The 17,776-nt window shown below is 64.2% G+C and carries 19 protein-coding genes and 3 pseudogenes; 14 read left to right on the top strand and 8 right to left on the bottom strand.

Features of this window, described 5'->3' with window-relative positions:
- Positions 1–64 precede the first annotated feature (64 nt).
- The 3 genes from FE851_RS12370 to FE851_RS12360 all read left to right on the top strand — a co-directional run bounded on the left by FE851_RS12370 (position 65) and on the right by FE851_RS12360 (position 2,898).
- Positions 65–688 (top strand): EF-hand domain-containing protein, encoded by a 624-nt coding sequence (locus FE851_RS12370; protein WP_019052884.1) that lies wholly within the window; start codon positions 65–67, stop codon positions 686–688.
- 135 nt (positions 689–823) lie between these two features.
- On the top strand, positions 824–1,543 hold the full coding sequence (locus FE851_RS12365; RefSeq protein ID WP_017183967.1) for a response regulator: 720 nt from the start codon (positions 824–826) through the stop codon (positions 1,541–1,543).
- Entirely contained in the window at positions 1,543–2,898 is a 1,356-nt protein-coding gene (locus FE851_RS12360; protein WP_145202786.1) for a sensor histidine kinase, read from the top strand. The genes FE851_RS12365 and FE851_RS12360 overlap by 1 nt, the downstream gene beginning before the upstream one ends.
- 23 nt (positions 2,899–2,921) lie before the next feature.
- Here the strand turns inward: FE851_RS12360 and FE851_RS12355 are convergent, their stop codons facing one another.
- The 5 genes from FE851_RS12355 to pyrE are packed head-to-tail and all read right to left on the bottom strand — an operon-like array spanning position 2,922 to position 6,657.
- Positions 2,922–4,004, bottom strand: a complete 1,083-nt coding sequence (locus FE851_RS12355; RefSeq protein ID WP_107125618.1) for an AI-2E family transporter — start codon at positions 4,002–4,004, stop codon at positions 2,922–2,924.
- A 24-nt stretch (positions 4,005–4,028) separates the two neighbouring features.
- Positions 4,029–4,901 carry a signal peptidase I gene (gene lepB, locus FE851_RS12350; protein ID WP_370569364.1) on the bottom strand — a complete coding sequence of 291 codons (873 nt, stop codon included), beginning with the start codon at positions 4,899–4,901 and terminating at the stop codon, positions 4,029–4,031.
- Between the two features lie 35 nt (positions 4,902–4,936).
- Positions 4,937–5,338, bottom strand: a complete 402-nt coding sequence (acpS, locus tag FE851_RS12345; protein WP_017183971.1) for a holo-ACP synthase — start codon at positions 5,336–5,338, stop codon at positions 4,937–4,939.
- Positions 5,335–6,072, bottom strand: coding sequence for a pyridoxine 5'-phosphate synthase (locus tag FE851_RS12340; protein ID WP_145202783.1), 738 nt, complete (start codon positions 6,070–6,072; stop codon positions 5,335–5,337). Before FE851_RS12340 ends, acpS begins: the two co-directional genes overlap by 4 nt.
- Positions 6,073–6,075: 3 nt before the next feature.
- Positions 6,076–6,657: an orotate phosphoribosyltransferase gene (gene pyrE, locus FE851_RS12335; RefSeq protein ID WP_026002547.1), complete on the bottom strand. Its 582-nt coding sequence runs from the start codon at positions 6,655–6,657 to the stop codon at positions 6,076–6,078.
- Positions 6,658–6,941: 284 nt separating this feature from the next.
- Here pyrE and coxB point away from each other — a divergent pair, with 284 nt between their 5' ends.
- From coxB to FE851_RS12285, 11 genes and pseudogenes are all read left to right on the top strand, one after another.
- Positions 6,942–7,958, top strand: coding sequence for a cytochrome c oxidase subunit II (gene coxB, locus FE851_RS12330; RefSeq protein ID WP_145202780.1), 1,017 nt, complete (start codon positions 6,942–6,944; stop codon positions 7,956–7,958).
- An 18-nt stretch (positions 7,959–7,976) separates the two neighbouring features.
- Positions 7,977–9,671, top strand: coding sequence for a cytochrome c oxidase subunit I (gene ctaD / locus FE851_RS12325; protein ID WP_017183975.1), 1,695 nt, complete (start codon positions 7,977–7,979; stop codon positions 9,669–9,671).
- 90 nt (positions 9,672–9,761) lie between these two features.
- Positions 9,762–10,670 (top strand): heme o synthase, encoded by a 909-nt coding sequence (locus FE851_RS12320; RefSeq protein WP_145202777.1) that lies wholly within the window; start codon positions 9,762–9,764, stop codon positions 10,668–10,670.
- Positions 10,667–10,804 carry a hypothetical protein gene (locus FE851_RS26145; RefSeq protein WP_017183977.1) on the top strand — a complete coding sequence of 46 codons (138 nt, stop codon included), beginning with the start codon at positions 10,667–10,669 and terminating at the stop codon, positions 10,802–10,804. The genes FE851_RS12320 and FE851_RS26145 overlap by 4 nt, the downstream gene beginning before the upstream one ends.
- Positions 10,804–11,379 carry a cytochrome c oxidase assembly protein gene (locus FE851_RS12315; protein WP_019052893.1) on the top strand — a complete coding sequence of 192 codons (576 nt, stop codon included), beginning with the start codon at positions 10,804–10,806 and terminating at the stop codon, positions 11,377–11,379. Before FE851_RS26145 ends, FE851_RS12315 begins: the two co-directional genes overlap by 1 nt.
- Positions 11,380–11,423: 44 nt before the next feature.
- Positions 11,424–12,254 (top strand): cytochrome c oxidase subunit 3, encoded by an 831-nt coding sequence (locus FE851_RS12310; protein ID WP_107125623.1) that lies wholly within the window; start codon positions 11,424–11,426, stop codon positions 12,252–12,254.
- A gap of 87 nt (positions 12,255–12,341) precedes the next feature.
- The gene (locus FE851_RS12305; protein ID WP_051034322.1) at positions 12,342–12,740 is read left to right on the top strand and encodes a DUF983 domain-containing protein; all 399 of its coding nucleotides are present in this window, start codon (positions 12,342–12,344) and stop codon (positions 12,738–12,740) included.
- Positions 12,737–13,411, top strand: a complete 675-nt coding sequence (locus tag FE851_RS12300; protein ID WP_145202774.1) for an SURF1 family protein — start codon at positions 12,737–12,739, stop codon at positions 13,409–13,411. The genes FE851_RS12305 and FE851_RS12300 overlap by 4 nt, the downstream gene beginning before the upstream one ends.
- Positions 13,412–13,427: 16 nt before the next feature.
- Positions 13,428–13,574 (top strand): annotated as a pseudogene (locus FE851_RS26730) (SURF1 family cytochrome oxidase biogenesis protein); the annotation flags it as partial.
- A gap of 44 nt (positions 13,575–13,618) precedes the next feature.
- The gene (thrC, locus tag FE851_RS12290; protein WP_130751894.1) at positions 13,619–15,019 is read left to right on the top strand and encodes a threonine synthase; all 1,401 of its coding nucleotides are present in this window, start codon (positions 13,619–13,621) and stop codon (positions 15,017–15,019) included.
- 111 nt (positions 15,020–15,130) lie between these two features.
- Positions 15,131–16,000 (top strand): class I SAM-dependent methyltransferase, encoded by an 870-nt coding sequence (locus FE851_RS12285; RefSeq protein ID WP_017183983.1) that lies wholly within the window; start codon positions 15,131–15,133, stop codon positions 15,998–16,000.
- Positions 16,001–16,118: 118 nt separating this feature from the next.
- Here the strand turns inward: FE851_RS12285 and FE851_RS12280 are convergent, their stop codons facing one another.
- The 3 genes and pseudogenes from FE851_RS12280 to FE851_RS12270 all read right to left on the bottom strand — a co-directional run.
- Entirely contained in the window at positions 16,119–16,865 is a 747-nt protein-coding gene (locus FE851_RS12280; protein ID WP_145202771.1) for a glutaminyl-peptide cyclotransferase, read from the bottom strand.
- Positions 16,862–17,173: pseudogene (locus FE851_RS12275) on the bottom strand (tRNA-modifying protein YgfZ); the annotation flags it as partial. The pseudogene FE851_RS12275 and the gene FE851_RS12280, both read right to left, overlap by 4 nt.
- A 145-nt stretch (positions 17,174–17,318) precedes the next feature.
- Positions 17,319–17,747, bottom strand: a pseudogene (locus tag FE851_RS12270) (folate-binding protein); the annotation flags it as partial.
- Positions 17,748–17,776 lie beyond the last annotated feature (29 nt).

Below are 17,776 nucleotides of genomic sequence, written 5' to 3'. Positions count from 1 at the left end.
CCCATAACGGATTTCAAGGACGGCGACTTGTCGTTCATGACAATCACTGGGAAGGTAACAGGATATGATCCGCAAATTTTTTGGCACCGTCGCGCTGGGTTCGCTCTTCGTCGGCGGTCTCGCCGCCTCGCATCTCGCTTTTGCCCAGCCGGGCGCTGATGGCCCCGGCCATCGGGGCGGTCGCGGCGGCATGATGGCAATGGCCGACACCAACAAGGATGGCGCGATCAGCAAGGCGGAAATGACCGCCGCGCTCGAAGGACGCTTTGCGAAGATGGACGTCGACAAGGACGGCAAGCTGACCCAGGCCGATCGCGACGCCATGCGCGCCCAGCGACTCGACAAGCGCTTTGCCATGCTGGACACCGACAAGAACGGCCAAGTCAGCAAGGCGGAATTTGCCGCCGCCCACGAAGCCCGCGCCGACAAGCGCGCCGAGCGTGGTGAAGGCCGCAAATGGCAGGGTCGCGGCCATCATCGCGGTCACGGCATGATGGGCATGCGCGCCGACGCGAACAAGGACGGCACAATCACCAAGGCGGAATTCATGGCCGCGCCGACCGCGATGTTCGACAAGGCGGACGCCAACAAGGATGGCAAGGTGACCGCCGATGAAATGAAGGCAGCCCGCCAGGCGATGCGTGGCGCGTGGAAGGACCGCAAGGCTCCGCCGCCGCCCGCAGGCTGACCTCTCCCCATTCGCGTCCGGCCCGGCATTTCCCCTGATGTCCCTGAACCCGGTCGCGACACCTGGAAGGGCGAAGGCGTCCCCCCTTGCGCCTTCGCCCTTCCAACCTTTGTTCAGCCGTGACAGACAGGCAGCATGAGCGAAAAACCCCACCTCCTCCTCGTCGATGACGAGCGTTCGATCCGCGAACCGCTGGCGCAATATCTCTCGCGCAACGGCTTCCGCGTCACCGCCGTCGACAGCGCGGCCGAAGCGCGCATCCGGCTGAACGCGAACGCGATCGACCTGGTGATCCTCGACATCATGATGCCTGGCGAGGATGGCCTGTCGCTGTGCCGCCATATCCGCGAAACCAGCGAGATCCCGGTGATCCTGCTGACCGCCCGCGCAGAAGAGACTGACCGCATCGTCGGGCTGGAAATGGGCGCGGACGATTATGTGCTCAAACCCTTTTCGCCGCGTGAACTGGTCGCGCGGATCAAGGTGATCTTTCGCCGCGTCGCCACCGGCGGCCAGCGCGTCACCGCGCCCGATGGCGCCAATTACAGTTTCGCCGGATGGCTGCTCAAGACGCAGGAGCGCACGCTGGTGGATAGCGAGGGCGTGTCGCTGCCGCTTTCGACCGCCGAATATAATCTGATGCTGGCCTTTGCCACGCGCCCCAACAGCGTGCTCAGCCGCGACCAGTTGCTCGACATCACCCAGGGGCGTGAGGCCAATGCCTTTGACCGGGCGATCGACAATCAGATCAGCCGCCTGCGCAAGAAGATCGAGCCGGACCCCAAAAACCCCACGCTGATCAAGACCGTGTGGGGCGGCGGCTACACCCTGTCGGCGGAAGTCCGCAAATTGTGATGGCGCAGGGGTGGCGGCGGCTGCGCCTATGGTCGCAAAGTCTGGTGGGCCAGATCATCCTGATCGTCGCGCTGGCGCTGTTTGTCGCGCAGGCGATCAATTTCACGCTGCTGTTTCGTGAACGGACCCGGCTGGAACTGACCGGCCAGACGGCCCCTGCCGTCTATCGCGTGATCGATGCGCTCGACAACCGGCCCGACCGTCCCGCCCCGCCGCGCATGCGCGCGCGCTTCGTCCAGGGCACGCCGACGCTGGAAGGACAGCCGCGCCCGGACATCGAACGGCGCGCAATGGCGATGTTCGATGATATTGGCCTCAATATCCTGAATGTTCGCGTGGTGCAGGATGACGCCATCATGCCCCTGCGCCGCTGGGAACGCATCCGCATTCGCGCCAATGGCGATCGTCCGCCCGACCATCGCGTCGCGCGGCTGACGCTGGCGGCGGAATATGAAGCGGGTAAATGGGTGGTGACGCAGGCGCGCACCGGTGACCGGCCGCAACGCTTTGGCGGCTGGCTGGTCGGTCAGACGCTCATCCTCTACGTCATCGTCCTGCTGCCCCTGCTGTGGGTCGGCAGCCGACTGGCGCGTCCGTTGAAGCAGCTCACCGGCTCTGCCCTGCAATTTGCCCGCACCGGCGCGGCCGATCCGGTCGATGAAAGCGGCCCCGGCGACGTGCGCGACCTCACCATGGCGTTCAACGCCATGCGATCACGCATCATCGCCATGCTGGACGAGAAAGACCGGATGCTCGGCGCGATCGGCCATGACCTGCGCACGCCGCTCGCTTCGCTGCGGGTCCGCGCCGAATCGGTCGAGGATGATGGCGAACGGGCGCGCATGTCCGAAACCATCGAGGAAATGAACCGGATGCTGGAGGACATCCTCTCGCTCGCCCGCGCCGGGCGCAGTACCGAAGCCGCGCAGAAGGTCGATCTCGCCAGCCTCGCCGACGCGGTGGTGGAGGATTTCATCGAACTGGGGTCGCCGGTCGCCATGACCGACAGCGATCGCGCCGTCGCCTTCGTCCGCCCGCAGCAGATCCGCCGCGCGCTCCGCAACCTCATCGAAAACGCCATCGTCTATGGTGATCGCGCGCATGTGTCGGTCAGCCGCGAAGGGGCGATGATCCGCATCGCCGTGGCCGACGAAGGGCCGGGCATTGCCGCGGACCGCATGGACGAAATGCTCGAACCCTTCACCCGGCTGGAAGGGTCACGCAACCGGGAAACCGGCGGGGCCGGGCTGGGGCTGGCGCTGGTGCGCGCGATCATGGCGGAGCATCAGGGCCAATTGCGGCTGGCGAACCGACCGGGCGGCGGACTGGAAGCCAGTCTCCTATTGCCGGGTTGAGGCTCGATAGGGCGGGCTGTCCATCAAACCGCCAGCCTGTCCTTCACCTGCCTGGCCCGCACCTCTTCCAGTCTTTTGGATCGTTCCTCCAGATAGACCTTGATCATCGCCACGATCGGATCGGCCAGAAACAGCCCCATGATCCCGAACAGCGCGCCAAACAAAATCTGCGCCGCCAGCACCAGCGCCGGGGCCAGATCGGTGGCCTTCTTCGCTACCATCGGCACAATCAGATAGCCGTCGACCAGTTGCACCGCCAGATAGACGCCAAAGGCATAAAGCCCCGTGTTGGTCCCGCCGGAAAAACCGACCAGGATGATCAGCACGCCGGAAATGATCGATCCGATATTGGGCAAAAAGGCGAAGAGGCCGGTCAATATGCCCAGCAGCCCCGCCATCGGCACGCCGCCCGCCCATAGCAGCAGCCAGGTGCCGACCCCTTCCACCGTCATGCCGATCAGCCGCCCGGCCATCAGCCGCCGCAACGTCCAGCCCATCTTGTCGGCGATGGCGTAGAAATGGCTGCGCTTGTCCATCGGCAGCATCCAGGCGACCCCGCGTTCGTACAGCTTGGGATCGACCGCGATGAAAATCGCCAGCACCAGCATCATCACCCCGCTGGTGATCGCGCCGACCGCGGTGCCGACCGCTGCCGTCACCCGGCCCATCGAACTCATCGCCTGGCTGGCCAGGCTCTTCAAATCCTCCGGCGTCGTCGACACGCCCATCTGCTGCATCCAGCCGCCCACCCGCGCGACCTGCGCTTCGACGATGGTCCGCATCGCCTGCGCCTGATCCATCAGGCTCGATCCGGTAAGGTAGAAGGTCCAGACCATGAAGGCGACGGCGCCCAGCAGCACGATCGTCAGGCGCCAGCCGCGCGCGATCGGCAATATGCGGTTCAACAGCCGCGCCCCGCCATCCATCATCGTCGCCAGCACCAGCGCGCCAAGCACCAGCAGGATCGGCTGGGCCAGCAGAGCGATCAGCCCTATGACGATGGCGAAGGCAAACCATACGCCCGCACGCTGCAATTCATGGGCGACCAGCGGACTGCGCACTTCGCTGGGACCGGGCGCCTCGACATGATGTTGCGTGTCGCTCAAACCCGATACCCCTTTGGTCTTTGACTATTTCGGGTCGGTAACGCTCGCTGGCCGCAGGCTGTTCCCGGCCCGGCCGCTACGCAGTGACCGGACCCAGCTCAGCGGGTTCCATGTCGTATCGCCGTCCAGGCTGAAGGTGATGAATTCGGCCCGCCCGCCAATCGCTTCCCATGGCACAGGCCCACCCAACCCATTTTCTTCCAGCGGTGCGCGGCTGTCGGCGCTATTGTCGCGATTGTCGCCCATCAGGAACACATGGTTGGCGGGCACCCTGACCGGCCCATACCAGTCGAGCGCGCTCGGCCCCATGTCGATCGTGAGGTAGGTCTTGCCATTGGGCAGGATTTCCTGCCGCACCGGCAATTCGCAATAGTCCTTGCCGTCCGCGCCACTGACCCGCGCGCCAGGGAATTGCATCGGCGAACAGGGCGCGTTGGCATCGACGGGCAGGCGCAGCGTTTTCAGCGCCTTCTGCTTCACCGGCACGCCGTTCAGCACCACCTGCCCACCGCGCACCTCGACAATGTCGCCGGGCAGGCCGATCACCCGCTTGATATAGTCTTCCCGCCGGTTCTGCGGCGACACGATGACGATGTCGCCGCGTTGGGGCATGCGCCCGAACAGACGCCCTTTCAGGAAGGGGAGGGGGTGGAAGCTGGGCGAGACATAGGACCAGCCATAGGGGAATTTGCTCACCACCAGCCGGTCGCCGGTCAGCAGCACCGGCATCATCGATTCGGACGGGATATAGAAAGGCTTGGCGACGAAGCTGTGAAAGGCCAGCACCGCCAGAATCAGCAGCGACAGGCTTTTGACCTCCTGCCACCAATTGACCCAGGGCGCGGGCGCTTTTGCTTCCGGTGCAGGCATGTCGTCGTGCAGGTCGGTTGCCGTCATGGGGGTCTGCTCGCTGGGATCGGGGGGCAGGGCGCTCACAGCGGCACCGCCTCTATGATGACGAAGGCCTGCGCCCATGGATGATCGTCGGTTAGCGTCAGATGAATGACCGGCTTGTGACCTGCTGGCACCATGCTCTCCAGCCGCGCCAGCGCCCCGCCGGTCAGCGCCAGCGTCGGCGCGCCCGATGGCGCGTTGACGACGCCGATGTCCTTCATGAACACGCCGCGTTTGAACCCGGTCCCGACCGCCTTGGAAAAGGCTTCCTTGGCGGCGAACCGCTTGGCCAGCGTCCCTGCCTTGGTGAAGGGACGGCGATTGGCCTTGGCCTGCTCGACATCTGTAAATACGCGCTGTTCGAATCGTACCCCGAAGCGGTCGAGAGAATTCTGGATACGCTCGATATTGCAGAGGTCAGAGCCGAGGCCGATGATCACCGCGCCAGATCCATCTGCCGCCGCATCTCTCTGATACTGCCTTCCAGCCCGCCGAAGATCGCCTCGCCGATCAGGAAATGGCCGATATTGAGTTCGGCGACCTGCGGGATGGCGGCGATGGGGGCGACATTGTCGAAGGTCAGGCCATGCCCGGCATGGGGCTCTATCCCGTTCCTGGCCGCCAGCGCAGCCGCATCGGCAATCTTGCGCAATTCCGCCGCCCGCGCCTCGCCGCCCAGATGGGCATAGGCGCCGGTATGAAATTCCACCACCGGCGCGCCCAGCCGGATCGCCGCGTCAATCTGGGCTGTGTCCGCCTCGATGAACAGGCTCACCCGGATACCTGCGTCCCCCAGCGCCTTCACGATCGGCTTGAGAGTCTCGAACTGGCCCGCCGCGTCCAGCCCGCCCTCGGTCGTGCGCTCCTCGCGCTTTTCCGGCACGATGCAGGCGGCGTGGGGCTTGTAGCGCAGCGCGATGTCCAGCATCTCCGCCGTCGCCGCCATCTCCAGGTTGAGCGGCACGCTGAGCGCCGCCATCAGCGTCGCGACATCTTCGTCGCGAATATGCCGCCGGTCCTCGCGCAGATGCGCGGTGATGCCGTCCGCCCCCGCCTTCACCGCCAGCAAAGCCGCCTTGACCGGATCGGGATGATCCCCGCCGCGCGCGTTGCGGATGGTGGCGACATGGTCGATATTGACGCCCAGTCGCAGTGGGGCGGGGGAATGCGGCATATCCTATATCTTCCGGCTGCCGGGCTTGATCGCCGGGATCGCCGCCAGTTCGGGCGGCACTGCATCGGCTTCATAGACCGGGAAATTGATCGACACGAGCGGATAGAAGGGGACGCCCAGTTCCACCTCGCCCGCCGACCGGTCGACCAGCGCGGCTTCGGCGATGACCACGCCGCCTTCCTTCTCAACCGCCTCGATCGCCTGGCGCGACGACAGGCCGGTGGTCACGACATCCTCGACCATCAGCACTTTCTGGCCCGGCGCTATGGCAAAGCCGCGGCGCAGTTCGAATGTCCCTTCGGGCCGTTCCAGAAACACCGCATCCTTGCCTAGCGCACGGCCGACTTCATGGCCCACGATCAGCCCGCCCATGGCCGGCGAAACCACCAGGTCGATTTCCTGCCGCAATTCGCGCGGCAGCTTCTGCACCATGGCGCGGGCCAGCTTGCCGGCGCGCTCTGCATTCATCAGCACGCGGGCGCATTGCAGATAATTGGCGCTGCGGCGGCCCGACGACAAAATGAAATGTCCTTCCAGCAATGCCCCTGCTGCCCGGAATTCCGCCAATACCTCTTCGTCGTTCATGCCGTTCATCAATCCTGTCGCGGGCCATCCGGGCGCTCTGACCCCCATCAAATCCCTGTCAACATGACGCAACAAGACGCGCCATGATCGCGCCCCTGTGCGCGCTGCTGCGAAATAGGCGGCCAAAGGGGGCGTTGCAACAGTGAAGAAAATCTGGTCATGGAAGCTTGAGGCATGAAAAAACCATGCCTATAAGCCGCGGCAGAACCGACCGGGCGGGGGCGATGCGCAGACGCGCGTCTTCGTTGCAGCGGCGCCAAGGGGTTACGGGGTAAGAACACGCTATGAACAAGGTGAAATCGCTCGTTCTCGCCGGATTGCTGGCCTTCGCGCCATCAATCGCGATGAACGGTCAGGCGCTGGCGCAGGACAATGTCGCCGCCGCTGCTGCGCCGGCTGCCGACAATGCAGCCGCTCCGGCTGATTCGGCTGCCAACGCCACCGAGGCTGCGCCTGTGGCCAAGGTCGCCGCGCCGCCGCGCATGAAGCCGACCGAAGGCATTGGCATGCCCAAGCCTGGCGAAGTCACGTTGCAGGAACAGTTCACCTCGACGGGACACACCGCACGCTGGCTGCATGACAAAATGCTACTGCCGCTGATCTTCGCGATCTCCATCCTCGTCCTTGCCCTGATGCTCTACGCCATGTGGAAGTTCCGGGCGAGCGCAAACCCGATCCCGTCCAAGACGTCGCACAACACGCTGATCGAAGTCATTTGGACAGTGGCGCCGGTGCTGATCCTGCTGGTCGTCGCCGTGCCCTCCATCGGCCTGCTGGCCGACCAGTACAAGCCCGCGCCCAAGGATGCGCTGACCGTCAAGGTCACTGGCTATCAATGGTATTGGGGCTATGAATATCCCGATGCGGGCATCCCCGAATTCGTGTCGAACATGCTGACCGAAGAGCAGGCCAAGGCCAGCGGCGAACCGCATCAGCTGGCCGCCGACAACCGCCTCGTCCTGCCCGTGGGCCGCCCGATCAAGCTGATCATCACCGGCGCAGACGTGATTCACAGCTTTGCCGTGCCGTCGCTCTGGGTGAAGATGGATGCCGTTCCCGGCCGCCTGAACGAAAAGAGCTTCACCATCGAAAAGCCGGGCGTCTATTACGGCCAGTGTTCGGAACTGTGCGGCGCGCGCCACGGCTTCATGCCGATCGCGATCGAAGCGCTGCCGCCTGCGCAATTCGACCAGTGGGTGCTTTCGCAGGGTGGCAAGCTGCCCGGTGCAGCGCCAGCCGCCGCCGAAACGGCCCAGGCCGCTGCGCCTGCCGCCGCGCCCGTCGCTGACGCCAAGCTTTGATGTAAGGGCAGAACCGCCATGACCACCATTACCGCCGATCATCATAGCGATCATACGCATGATCATCATGACGCCGATCACAAGCCAGCCTTCTTCCAGCGCTGGTTCATGTCCACCAACCACAAGGACATCGGCACCCTCTACCTCATCTTCGCGATTTTCGCGGGCGTCGTAGGCGGGGCGATTTCCGGCCTGATGCGCGCTGAACTGGCGCAGCCGGGCATCCAGTATCTCCAGGGCTGGGCCAATATCCAGCATGCGATGCTGGGCGCTGAACCGGCCTCGCTCGATCAGGCCTATCATCTGTGGAATGCGCTGATCACCGCGCACGGCCTGATCATGGTGTTCTTCATGGTCATGCCCGCCATCATCGGCGGCTTTGGCAACTGGTTCGTGCCGATCATGATCGGCGCGCCGGACATGGCCTTCCCGCGCATGAACAATATCAGCTTCTGGCTGCTCATCCCCGCCTTCGCGCTGCTGCTCGGTTCGGCTTTCGTCCCCGGCGGCACCGGCTATGGCGCAGGCACCGGCTGGACGGTCTATGCCCCGCTGTCGACCAGCGGTTCGGCTGGCCCGGCGGTCGACATGGCGATCCTGTCGCTGCACATTGCCGGCGCAGGCTCGATCCTAGGCGCGGTCAACTTCATCACCACCATCCTCAACATGCGCGCGCCGGGCATGACCCTGCACAAAATGCCGCTGTTCGTCTGGTCGGTGCTGGTCACTGCCTTCCTGCTGCTGCTGGCCCTCCCGGTCCTGGCCGCTGCCATCACGATGCTGCTGACCGACCGCAATTTCGGCACCACCTTCTATGACGCATCGGGTGGCGGCGATCCTGAACTGTACCAGCACCTCTTCTGGTTCTTCGGTCACCCCGAAGTGTACATCATGATCCTGCCGGGCTTCGGCATCGTCAGCCAGATCATCTCGACCTTCTCGAAAAAGCCCGTGTTCGGCTATCTCGGCATGGCCTACGCCATGGTCGCGATCGGCGTCGTCGGCTTCGTCGTGTGGGCGCACCACATGTTCACCACCGGCATGTCGGTGAATGTGAAGATGTATTTCACTGCTGCCACCATGGTCATCGCGGTGCCGACCGGCATCAAGATCTTCTCGTGGATCGCGACCATCTGGGGTGGCTCGATCAGCTACAAGACGCCGATGGTCTGGGCGCTGGGCTTCATCTTCCTGTTCACCGTGGGTGGCGTCACCGGCGTCGTGCTGGCCAATGGCGGCGTCGACGATGTGCTGCACGACACCTACTATGTCGTCGCGCACTTCCACTATGTACTCTCGCTGGGCGCGGTGTTCTCGCTGTTCGCGGGCTTCTATTACTGGTTCCCGAAAATGTCGGGGCGCATGTATAATGAATTCCTCGGCCAGCTGCACTTCTGGGTGTTCTTCGTCGGCGTGAACATGCTGTTCTTCCCGATGCACTTCCTGGGCCTGTCGGGCATGCCGCGTCGTTACCCCGACTATCCCGCCGCCTTTGAAAAGTGGAACTCGGTCGCAACCCATGGCTATGAAATCATGGCCGTCGGCATGGTGATCTTCTTCATCAACGTGTTCTGGTCGCTGGCCGCTGGCAAGAAGGCGGTCGGCAATCCCTGGGGCGAAGGCGCCACCACGCTGGAATGGACCCTGTCCAGCCCGCCGCCCTTCCACCAGTTCGAAACCCTGCCTGTGATCGACGATGCCGCGCATCATTGATCGCCAGACACAGTGACATGATAGAGGGGGCGGGTGATAAAGCCCGCCCCCTTATGCTATACGCCTCGACCTGACGGGGCCGGAACCGATATGACGACCGCTATGCTGACCACCGCACCGATCACGGCCGACTGGCGCGACTTTCTGGCGCTGACCAAGCCGCGCGTCATGACGCTGGTGGTGTTCACCGGCCTTTGCGGCCTGCTTGCGGCACCCGGCCATATCCATCCCGTCCTCGCTTTCACCGCCATCCTCTGCATTGCGCTGGGCGCAGGCGCAGCCGCCACGCTCAACCAATGGTATGAGGTGGACGTCGATGCGAAGATGAAGCGCACCGCGAACCGTCCCCTGCCCGCCGGGCGGATGGACCGCGAAGCGGCGCTGCATTTCGGCGTCGGCCTGTCCTTCTTCTCGGTCATTCTGATGGGCATGGCGACCAACTGGCTGGCGGCGGCCGTGCTGGCGGTTTCCATCCTCTTTTACGTGTTCGTCTATACCATTTGGCTCAAGCCCCGGACGGCGCAGAATATCGTTAGCGGCGGTGCGGCAGGGGCCTTCCCGCCGGCTATCGGCTGGGCGGCGGTGACTGGCGATGTCACGGCATTGCCGATCGCTTTGTTCATGCTGATCTTCTTCTGGACGCCGCCCCATTTCTGGGCGCTAGCCCTGTTCGTCAAAACCGATTACGCCGCCGCTGGCATCCCGATGCTGCCGGTCGTGTCGGGCGAAGTCGCAACCCGTCGCCAGATCTGGTTCTACACCGCGATCATGGCGGTCGCGGCGATGGCCCCGGTGCTGCTGCACCTTACCGGCCTGCTCTACGGCACCGTCGCGCTGCTTGGCACATTGCTGTTCGCCGTCTTCGCCTTCCAGGTCTATCGCCGCCGCGAAAATGATCCGTCGAAGATGGGCCCGGAACGGCGCCTGTTCAAATATTCGATCCTCTATCTTTTCCTTCTCTTTGGAGCAGTGGTCGTCGACCGCTGGTTGCTTGCATGACCCCGGATGAAGAAAAGCTGATCCGTGCCCGGCAAAAGTCGCGCGCTCTTGTCACCGGCCTGATCCTCGCGGCGCTGGTGATTCTGTTCTACGCCATCACCATGGCCAAGATCGGCGCGAGCAGCGCGATTTGATGGCGACGCTCCCGCCTTCTCCGTTCGACCGCGACCGGCGCAACCGCCGGACGATGATGGCCATGGCGGGCGTGGGCCTGTCGATGCTGGCGCTCGGCTTTGCCTCGGTGCCGCTCTACCGCATTTTCTGCGAACAGACCGGCTTTGGCGGCACGACGAAGCGCGCATCGGCCGATGTCCAGGTGCGCGAAGCGGTGGGCCACACCATGTCGATCCGTTTCGATTCCAACGTCCAGCCGGGCATGCCCTGGCAATTCTACCCCGAACATCGCACCGACACGGTGACCGTGGGGCGCAAGGACATGGCGATCTTCATCGCAAAGAACATGTCGGACAGGCCGGTCACCGGCACGGCCAGTTTCAATGTCACCCCCAGCCAGGCGGGTGCCTATTTTACCAAGATCCAATGTTTCTGCTTCACGCAGCAGACCTTGCAACCGGGGCAGGAGGTGCGGATGCCCGTCCTCTATTTCGTCGATCCCAAGATCCTCGATGACCCGGATAACAAGGATACGCAGCAAATTACCCTCAGCTACACCTTCTACCCTGTTGAGCAGGACAAGAAGCCAAGCTAAGGCACGAGTTGAAAACACGGACAAGCGAACAGGGAAGAGCAGTCATGGCAGGCGCCAAGAATCACGATTATCATATTCTCCCGCCCAGCATCTGGCCCTTGTTTGGTGCCATGTCGGCGCTGGTCATGGCCTTTGGCGGGGTCATGTGGATGCATCCCGATGCGCTGCCGGCTGGCGGGGGCTGGGTGTTCCTGCTCGGTCTGGGCGGCGTGCTGTTCACCTTCTACAGCTGGTGGGCCAATGTCATCGCGGAAGCCCATGCGGGCGATCATACCCCGGTGGTCCAGTTGCACCTGCGCTACGGCATGATCCTGTTCATCGCGTCGGAAGTGATGTTCTTCGTCGGCTGGTTCTGGGCCTTTTTCGACTTCTCGCTGTTCCCCAGCGCGCTGCCGCCGATCGACGGCCTGTTCCCGTCCAAGGGCGTGGAAGTCATGAACGCCTTTGAGCTGCCCCTGCTCAACACGCTGATCCTGCTGTGCTCCGGCACCACCGTGACCTGGGCGCATCATGCGCTGATCCATGGCGACCGTGACGGCCTGATCAAGGGTCTGTGGTGCACCATCATCCTGGGCGCGATCTTCTCCTGCGTGCAGGCTTATGAATATGCCCACGCCCCGTTCGATTTCGGCGGCAACCCCTACAGCTCGTCCTTCTACATGGCGACCGGCTTCCACGGTTTCCACGTTCTGGTCGGCACGATCTTCCTGACCGTCAATCTGATCCGCGCCTATAAGGGCGACTTCACCCCGCGCCAGCATTTCGGCTTTGAAGCTGCTGCCTGGTACTGGCATTTCGTCGACGTGGTGTGGCTGTTCCTCTTCGTCGCCATCTATGTATGGGGCGGGTGGGGCGCGCCGGTCCACGGCGGCTGATCGACGGTCTATCCCTGACATCATGAATAACGGCCGGGCTTGTCCCCGGCCGTTTTCTTTTGGGCCGCCGCCCGCTATGCCATGGCCATGAACCCGCCCACCGAACCCGCCCGTCCCGCCGCGCCACTTCTGGTCGATGCGGCGCGGGGTGCCTGCCCCCGATGCGGCGCGGCGACGCTGTTCGACGGCCCGGTCCGATTCGCCTCCCATTGCCGCGCCTGCGGTCTCGACTATGTCCAGTTCAATGTCGGCGATGGCCCTGCGGCCTTCCTGACACTCATTGTCGGCACGGTGATGGTCGTGCTGGCGCTCGTGCTGGAACTCAATCTCCACCCGCCGCTCTGGGTCCATATCCTGCTCTGGACGCCGCTGACGACGATCGCCGTGGTCGCCAGCCTGCGCGTTGCCAAGGGCGCGTTGCTGACGCTGGAATATCGCAACCGTGCGCGCGAAGGCCGTATCGCGAACAAAGGTCCGGACGCATGAACAAGGCGCGCATTCCGCTCATCCCGACCATCCTCGTCGCTTTTGCGGTGCTGGTGATGATCGGCCTTGGCATCTGGCAATTGCAGCGTCGCGGGGAAAAGGCGCAGGCGCTGCAACTCGCCGCCAGCAACCCGACCCGCCCCCCGGTCGCCTTTCCGCAGCTCCCTCCCGTGTCGCCCGAACAGCTGTTTCGCCCCTCGTCGGTCCACTGCCTGCGCGTCATCGGCTGGCAGGTGGAGGCGGGGCGCGCGGCGGATGGGTCCACCGGCTATCGCCATATCGCGCAATGCGCGACCGGCGCGGAGGGGCCGGGCGCCCTCGTTGCGCTGGGCGTGACGGAGCGACCCGACGCGAAACCGGCCTGGACCGGCGGGCAGGTGGCGGGCTGGATCAGCGAGGAGCCGGACCATCGCGCCCTGCTGACCCGCATCGGGGGCAAGGCGATGCCGCTGCGCCCGATGCTGATCGCCCGCGCTGCGCCGGATGGCCTCAAGCCCTCCGCGCCGCCCAGTGCTGCCGATGTCCCCAACAATCATCTCGCCTATGCGGTGCAGTGGTTCTTCTTCGCTGGCATAGCGACGATCATCTATATTCCTGTCTCTTATACACATCTAGATGTGTATAAGAGACAGGCCTCAAGCCCTCCGCGCCTGTCTCTTATACACATCTAGATGTGTATAAGAGACAGGCCTCAAGCCCTCCGCGCCGCCCAGTGCTGCCGATGTCCCCAACAATCATCTCGCCTACGCGGTGCAGTGGTTCTTCTTCGCTGGCATAGCGACGATCCTCTATATTCTCGCCCTGCGCCGGCGCGGCGCGCCCAAATCGCCCTAAACGCTTGCCCATGGGCGCGCGCATCGCTACCGCGCTTCCCCATCATGCAATATGTCAGCACCAGGGGTAGCGCACCGGCGCTCGGTTTTGAGGATGTCACGCTGGCGGGCCTCGCGTCCGATGGCGGGCTGTACGTGCCGGAAAGCTGGCCGTCCTTTTCGCCCGATGATATTCGCGCCCTGTCGGGCCTCTCCTATGTCGAAACCGCCGTCCGGGTGATGACGCCCTTCGTCGCCGGATCGCTGGATGAGGCTGAACTGCGCGAATTGTGCCAGGCCGCCTATGGCCGCTTCAGCCATCAGGCGGTGGTGCCGCTGGTTCAGCTGGACCATCGCAACTGGCTGCTCGAACTCTTCCACGGCCCGACGCTGGCGTTCAAGGATGTCGCGCTTCAATTGCTCGGCCAGTTGTTCGAACGCTTCCTGTCGCGCCGCGACGATCATCTGACCATCGTCGGCGCGACGTCGGGCGATACCGGGTCCGCCGCGATCGACGCGGTGGCGGGGCGCGAGAAGGTCGACATCTTCATGCTCCACCCGGAAGGCCGCGTGTCCGACGTTCAGCGGCGTCAGATGACCACCGTGCGCGCCCCCAACGTCCATAATATCGCGATCGACGGCAGTTTCGACGACGCGCAGGCGATGGTGAAGCGGATGTTCAACGACGCGGATTTCAAGCGTCGCTTCAACCTGTCCGCCGTCAACTCGATCAACTGGGCGCGGCTGATGGCGCAGGTCGTCTATTATTTCTACGCCGCCGTGCGCTTGGGCGCGCCCGAACGTCCTGTCGCTTTTTCCGTCCCCACCGGCAATTTCGGCGATGTGTTCGCTGGCTATGTCGCGGCGAAAATGGGCCTGCCCGTCGCCAGGCTGATCGTCGCCACCAACGTCAACGACATTCTGCACCGCGCGCTGTCGCAGGGCGATTACAGCCAGGGTCAGGTCGTATCGACCGCGACGCCCAGCATGGACATTCAGGTCAGCTCCAATTTCGAGCGGCTGCTGTTCGACGCGGGTGGACGGGACGGGCTGGCGCTCGCCGCTCAGATGGGCGGCTTTGAAGCGACCCGCGCGATGCGCCTCACCAATGCGCAGCGGGAAGGGGCGGCAGGCCTGTTCACCTCGGCCCGGATCGACGCCGACGGCATGACCATGGCGATGCGCTGGGCCTATGATGCGGCGGCCCAGATCATCGACCCGCACAGCGCCATCGGGCTGGCCGCAGCGCAGGCGACCGATCTCGACCCGTCGATCCCCGTCGTCACGCTGGCTACCGCCCACGCCGCCAAGTTCCGCGACGCGGTGGAGCGCGCCACAGGCACCCGTCCGCCGCTCCCTGCGCGCGTCGGCGATCTGTTCGCGCGTGAGGAACATTATGTGAAGCTGCCCGGCACGTACGAGGCGGTGACAGCCTATGTCGCCGAACGCGCGACGCCCCGCGGCTAGATATTGTCCGTTCGCCCTGAGCCTGTCGAAGGGCTCGGCCGAACATAGTGAGGCCCTCGCTGTCGCTCAGGCGGGGGCTTCGACTTCGCTCAGCCCGAACGGAGAGTTGCTATGATCCTTCAAACCCTCATCGGCGAACCCTGGGCCGATTATGGCCTGATCGATTCGGGCCATGGCCGCAAGCTGGAGCGCTATGGCCGCTTCCGCTTCATCCGCCCCGAACCGCAGGCGATGTGGGCGCCCGCGACCGAAAACTGGACGGCGGACGGCGAATTCGTGCCCGGTTCGGACGAGGAGGGCGGGGGCCGCTGGTTCTACGACAAGCCCGTCCCTGCCGAAGGCTGGCCGCTTGGCTGGAAGGAAGTCACCTTCCAGTCCAGTTGCACCCCCTTTCGCCATCTGGGCTTCTTTCCGGACATGGCGCCGGTATGGGACTGGATGCGCGAACGGACCGCCGACAAAGCCGACGCGGAGGTGATGAACCTGTTTGGCTATACTGGCGTCGGAACGCTGGCCATGTCGGCCAGCGGCGCGCGCATGGTTCATGTCGACGCTTCCAAAAAATCCGTTACTCAGGCCCGCGCCAATGCCGACCTGTCGGGCATGGCGGACAGGCCCGTCCGCTGGATCGTGGAGGATGCCGCCAAATTCGTCGCCCGCGAAGTCCGGCGCAACCGCCGCTATGACGGTATATTGCTCGATCCGCCCAAATATGGCCGTGGCCCCGACGGCGAAGTCTGGCGTCTGGAGGAAGACCTCCCGGCGCTCATCGCCAATTGCCGCCAGCTGCTCGATGCCGACAGTCGCTTCCTGTTCCTGACCGTCTATGCGGTCCGCATGTCGGCGCTGGCGATCGGTGAGTTGCTGCGTCAGGCCTTTGCCGACCTTCCCGGCGAGGTGGAAGCGGGGGAACTCGCCGTCCGCGAAGAATCGCGCGGGCTGCTGCTCCCCACCGCCATCTGGGCGCGCTGGAAGCGATAGCGCCGAACCCCAACATCCGTTCGGGCTGAGCTTGTCGAAGCCTTGTCCTTCTTGAAAGAAAGGACGACCCTTCGACAGGCTCAGGGCGAACGGAAAGGGGGTAAGCGCTCAACCCCGTTTACTTCCCCACCCGGATCTCGAACAGCTTTGGCCAATATTTGCCGGTGATAAATACCCGGTCCCGTGCGGCGTCATAGGCGATGCCATTGGCCACCGCTTCGCTGTCCCGCACGCCAGCTGCCTTCACCAGCGGCGTAACGTCGATCCAGTCGATCACTGCGCCGGTCGCGGGATCGATCCGGGCGATCTTCGTCTCGTACCAGATATTCGCCCAAATCTCGCCGCGCACATATTCCAGCTCGTTCAGCCGCTGGACCGCGCGCCCGTTCCACGTCACGGTGATGCGGCGCTGCTCCGCCAGCGTGTCGGGATCAAGGAAGCGCAATTGCGCGCTGCCGTCGCTCTGGATGATATGCCGCCCGTCCTGCGTCAGGCCCCAGCCTTCGCCGGCATAGCGAAAATCCCCGACCGGCGCGAAATCGGCCAGCTTCCAGACAAAGCCTTGACCGTGCCGCCAGGTCAGGCTGATCAGCCGGTCGCCCCAATTGACGATCCCCTCGCCAAAATAGCGCGGCTCCAGCACGCGCCGCTGGATGACCTTGCCGTCCTTCAGCCGCACCTTGCGAATGTCCGACCGCCCCTCCAGCCCGGTGCTTTCATAAAGCGCGCCGTCATGAAAAAAGAGCCCCTCGGTAAAGGCAGCGGAATCATGCGGATAGGATTTGACCAGCGTCCAGGGCGTTTCGGCCAGGGCGGGGGTCGCGAACGCCAGCGCGCCCAATAGCGCGAACAGAAGCCGCTTCATTCCGCCGCTGCCTGCGCCGCAATCGCCGCCGCCAGCCAGTCGGGCAGCAGCGCCGGGTCCAGATCCTCCACCCGCCGCAACTCGATCGACAGGTCCATGTCCGGCAGGGCCGCGCGCTGGCGCTTCTCCTCCGCTTGCGCCAGCGGCACCGCGACCAGCCGCCGGTTCACCTTGGCGCGATAATGCATCCGGGCGGTATTCTCCTGCCCCACATAGCATCCCTTGTCATAATCGACGCCGTTCAGTTCACCGGCATTGGTTTCCAGCCACAGTGTCTGGTCCTGCCCCAGTTCGCCCGCGCCCTCGAACCTGTCTCTTATACACATCTAGATGTGTATAAGAGACAGACATAGCATCCCTTGTCATAATCCTGTCTCTTATACACATCTAGATGTGTATAAGAGACAGCAGCCACAGTGTCTGGTCCTGCCCCCGTTCGCCCGCGCCCTCGAACACGCCCTCGCTTAGCCGGTGCGCGCGGAACGCCGCCGCAGCGTCGCCATCCCCCGGCGCGGCGATCCAGCGATGCCCAAGGGCAGGCAAGCGCGGATCAAGCGGCCTGTCCGCTGCATCCAGCGCCCAATGCACCGCCAGCGACTCGTCCCGCGCGATCACGACCTTCCGCCGCAGCCGGTACAACGTCAGCCGCTTGGCCAGCGCATCGGCCTGCGCCGCCTCGCAATCGATCAGCACATCGTCGCCATCTGCCCACAGCATCATGTCGAACAGCGCTTTCCCCTGCGCGCTCAGCAACGCGGTCCAGCGCGGCACGCCCTGTGCCAGCGTCAAGACATCGCGTGTCAGCAGGCCTTGCAGGAAGGGCCGCGCCTCCTCGCCTGAAATTCTGAGGATCGCGCGGTCGGTGAGGGTGGTGCCGGTCATCGGCTTTAGGTAGGACAGGCGACTTCCAT

The organism is Sphingobium sp. B2 (assembly GCF_007693735.1).
Lineage (GTDB): Bacteria > Pseudomonadota > Alphaproteobacteria > Sphingomonadales > Sphingomonadaceae > Sphingobium > Sphingobium xenophagum.
Note: the sequence above shows the minus strand (reverse complement) of the source record. Positions and strands in the feature narration are given on the sequence as shown.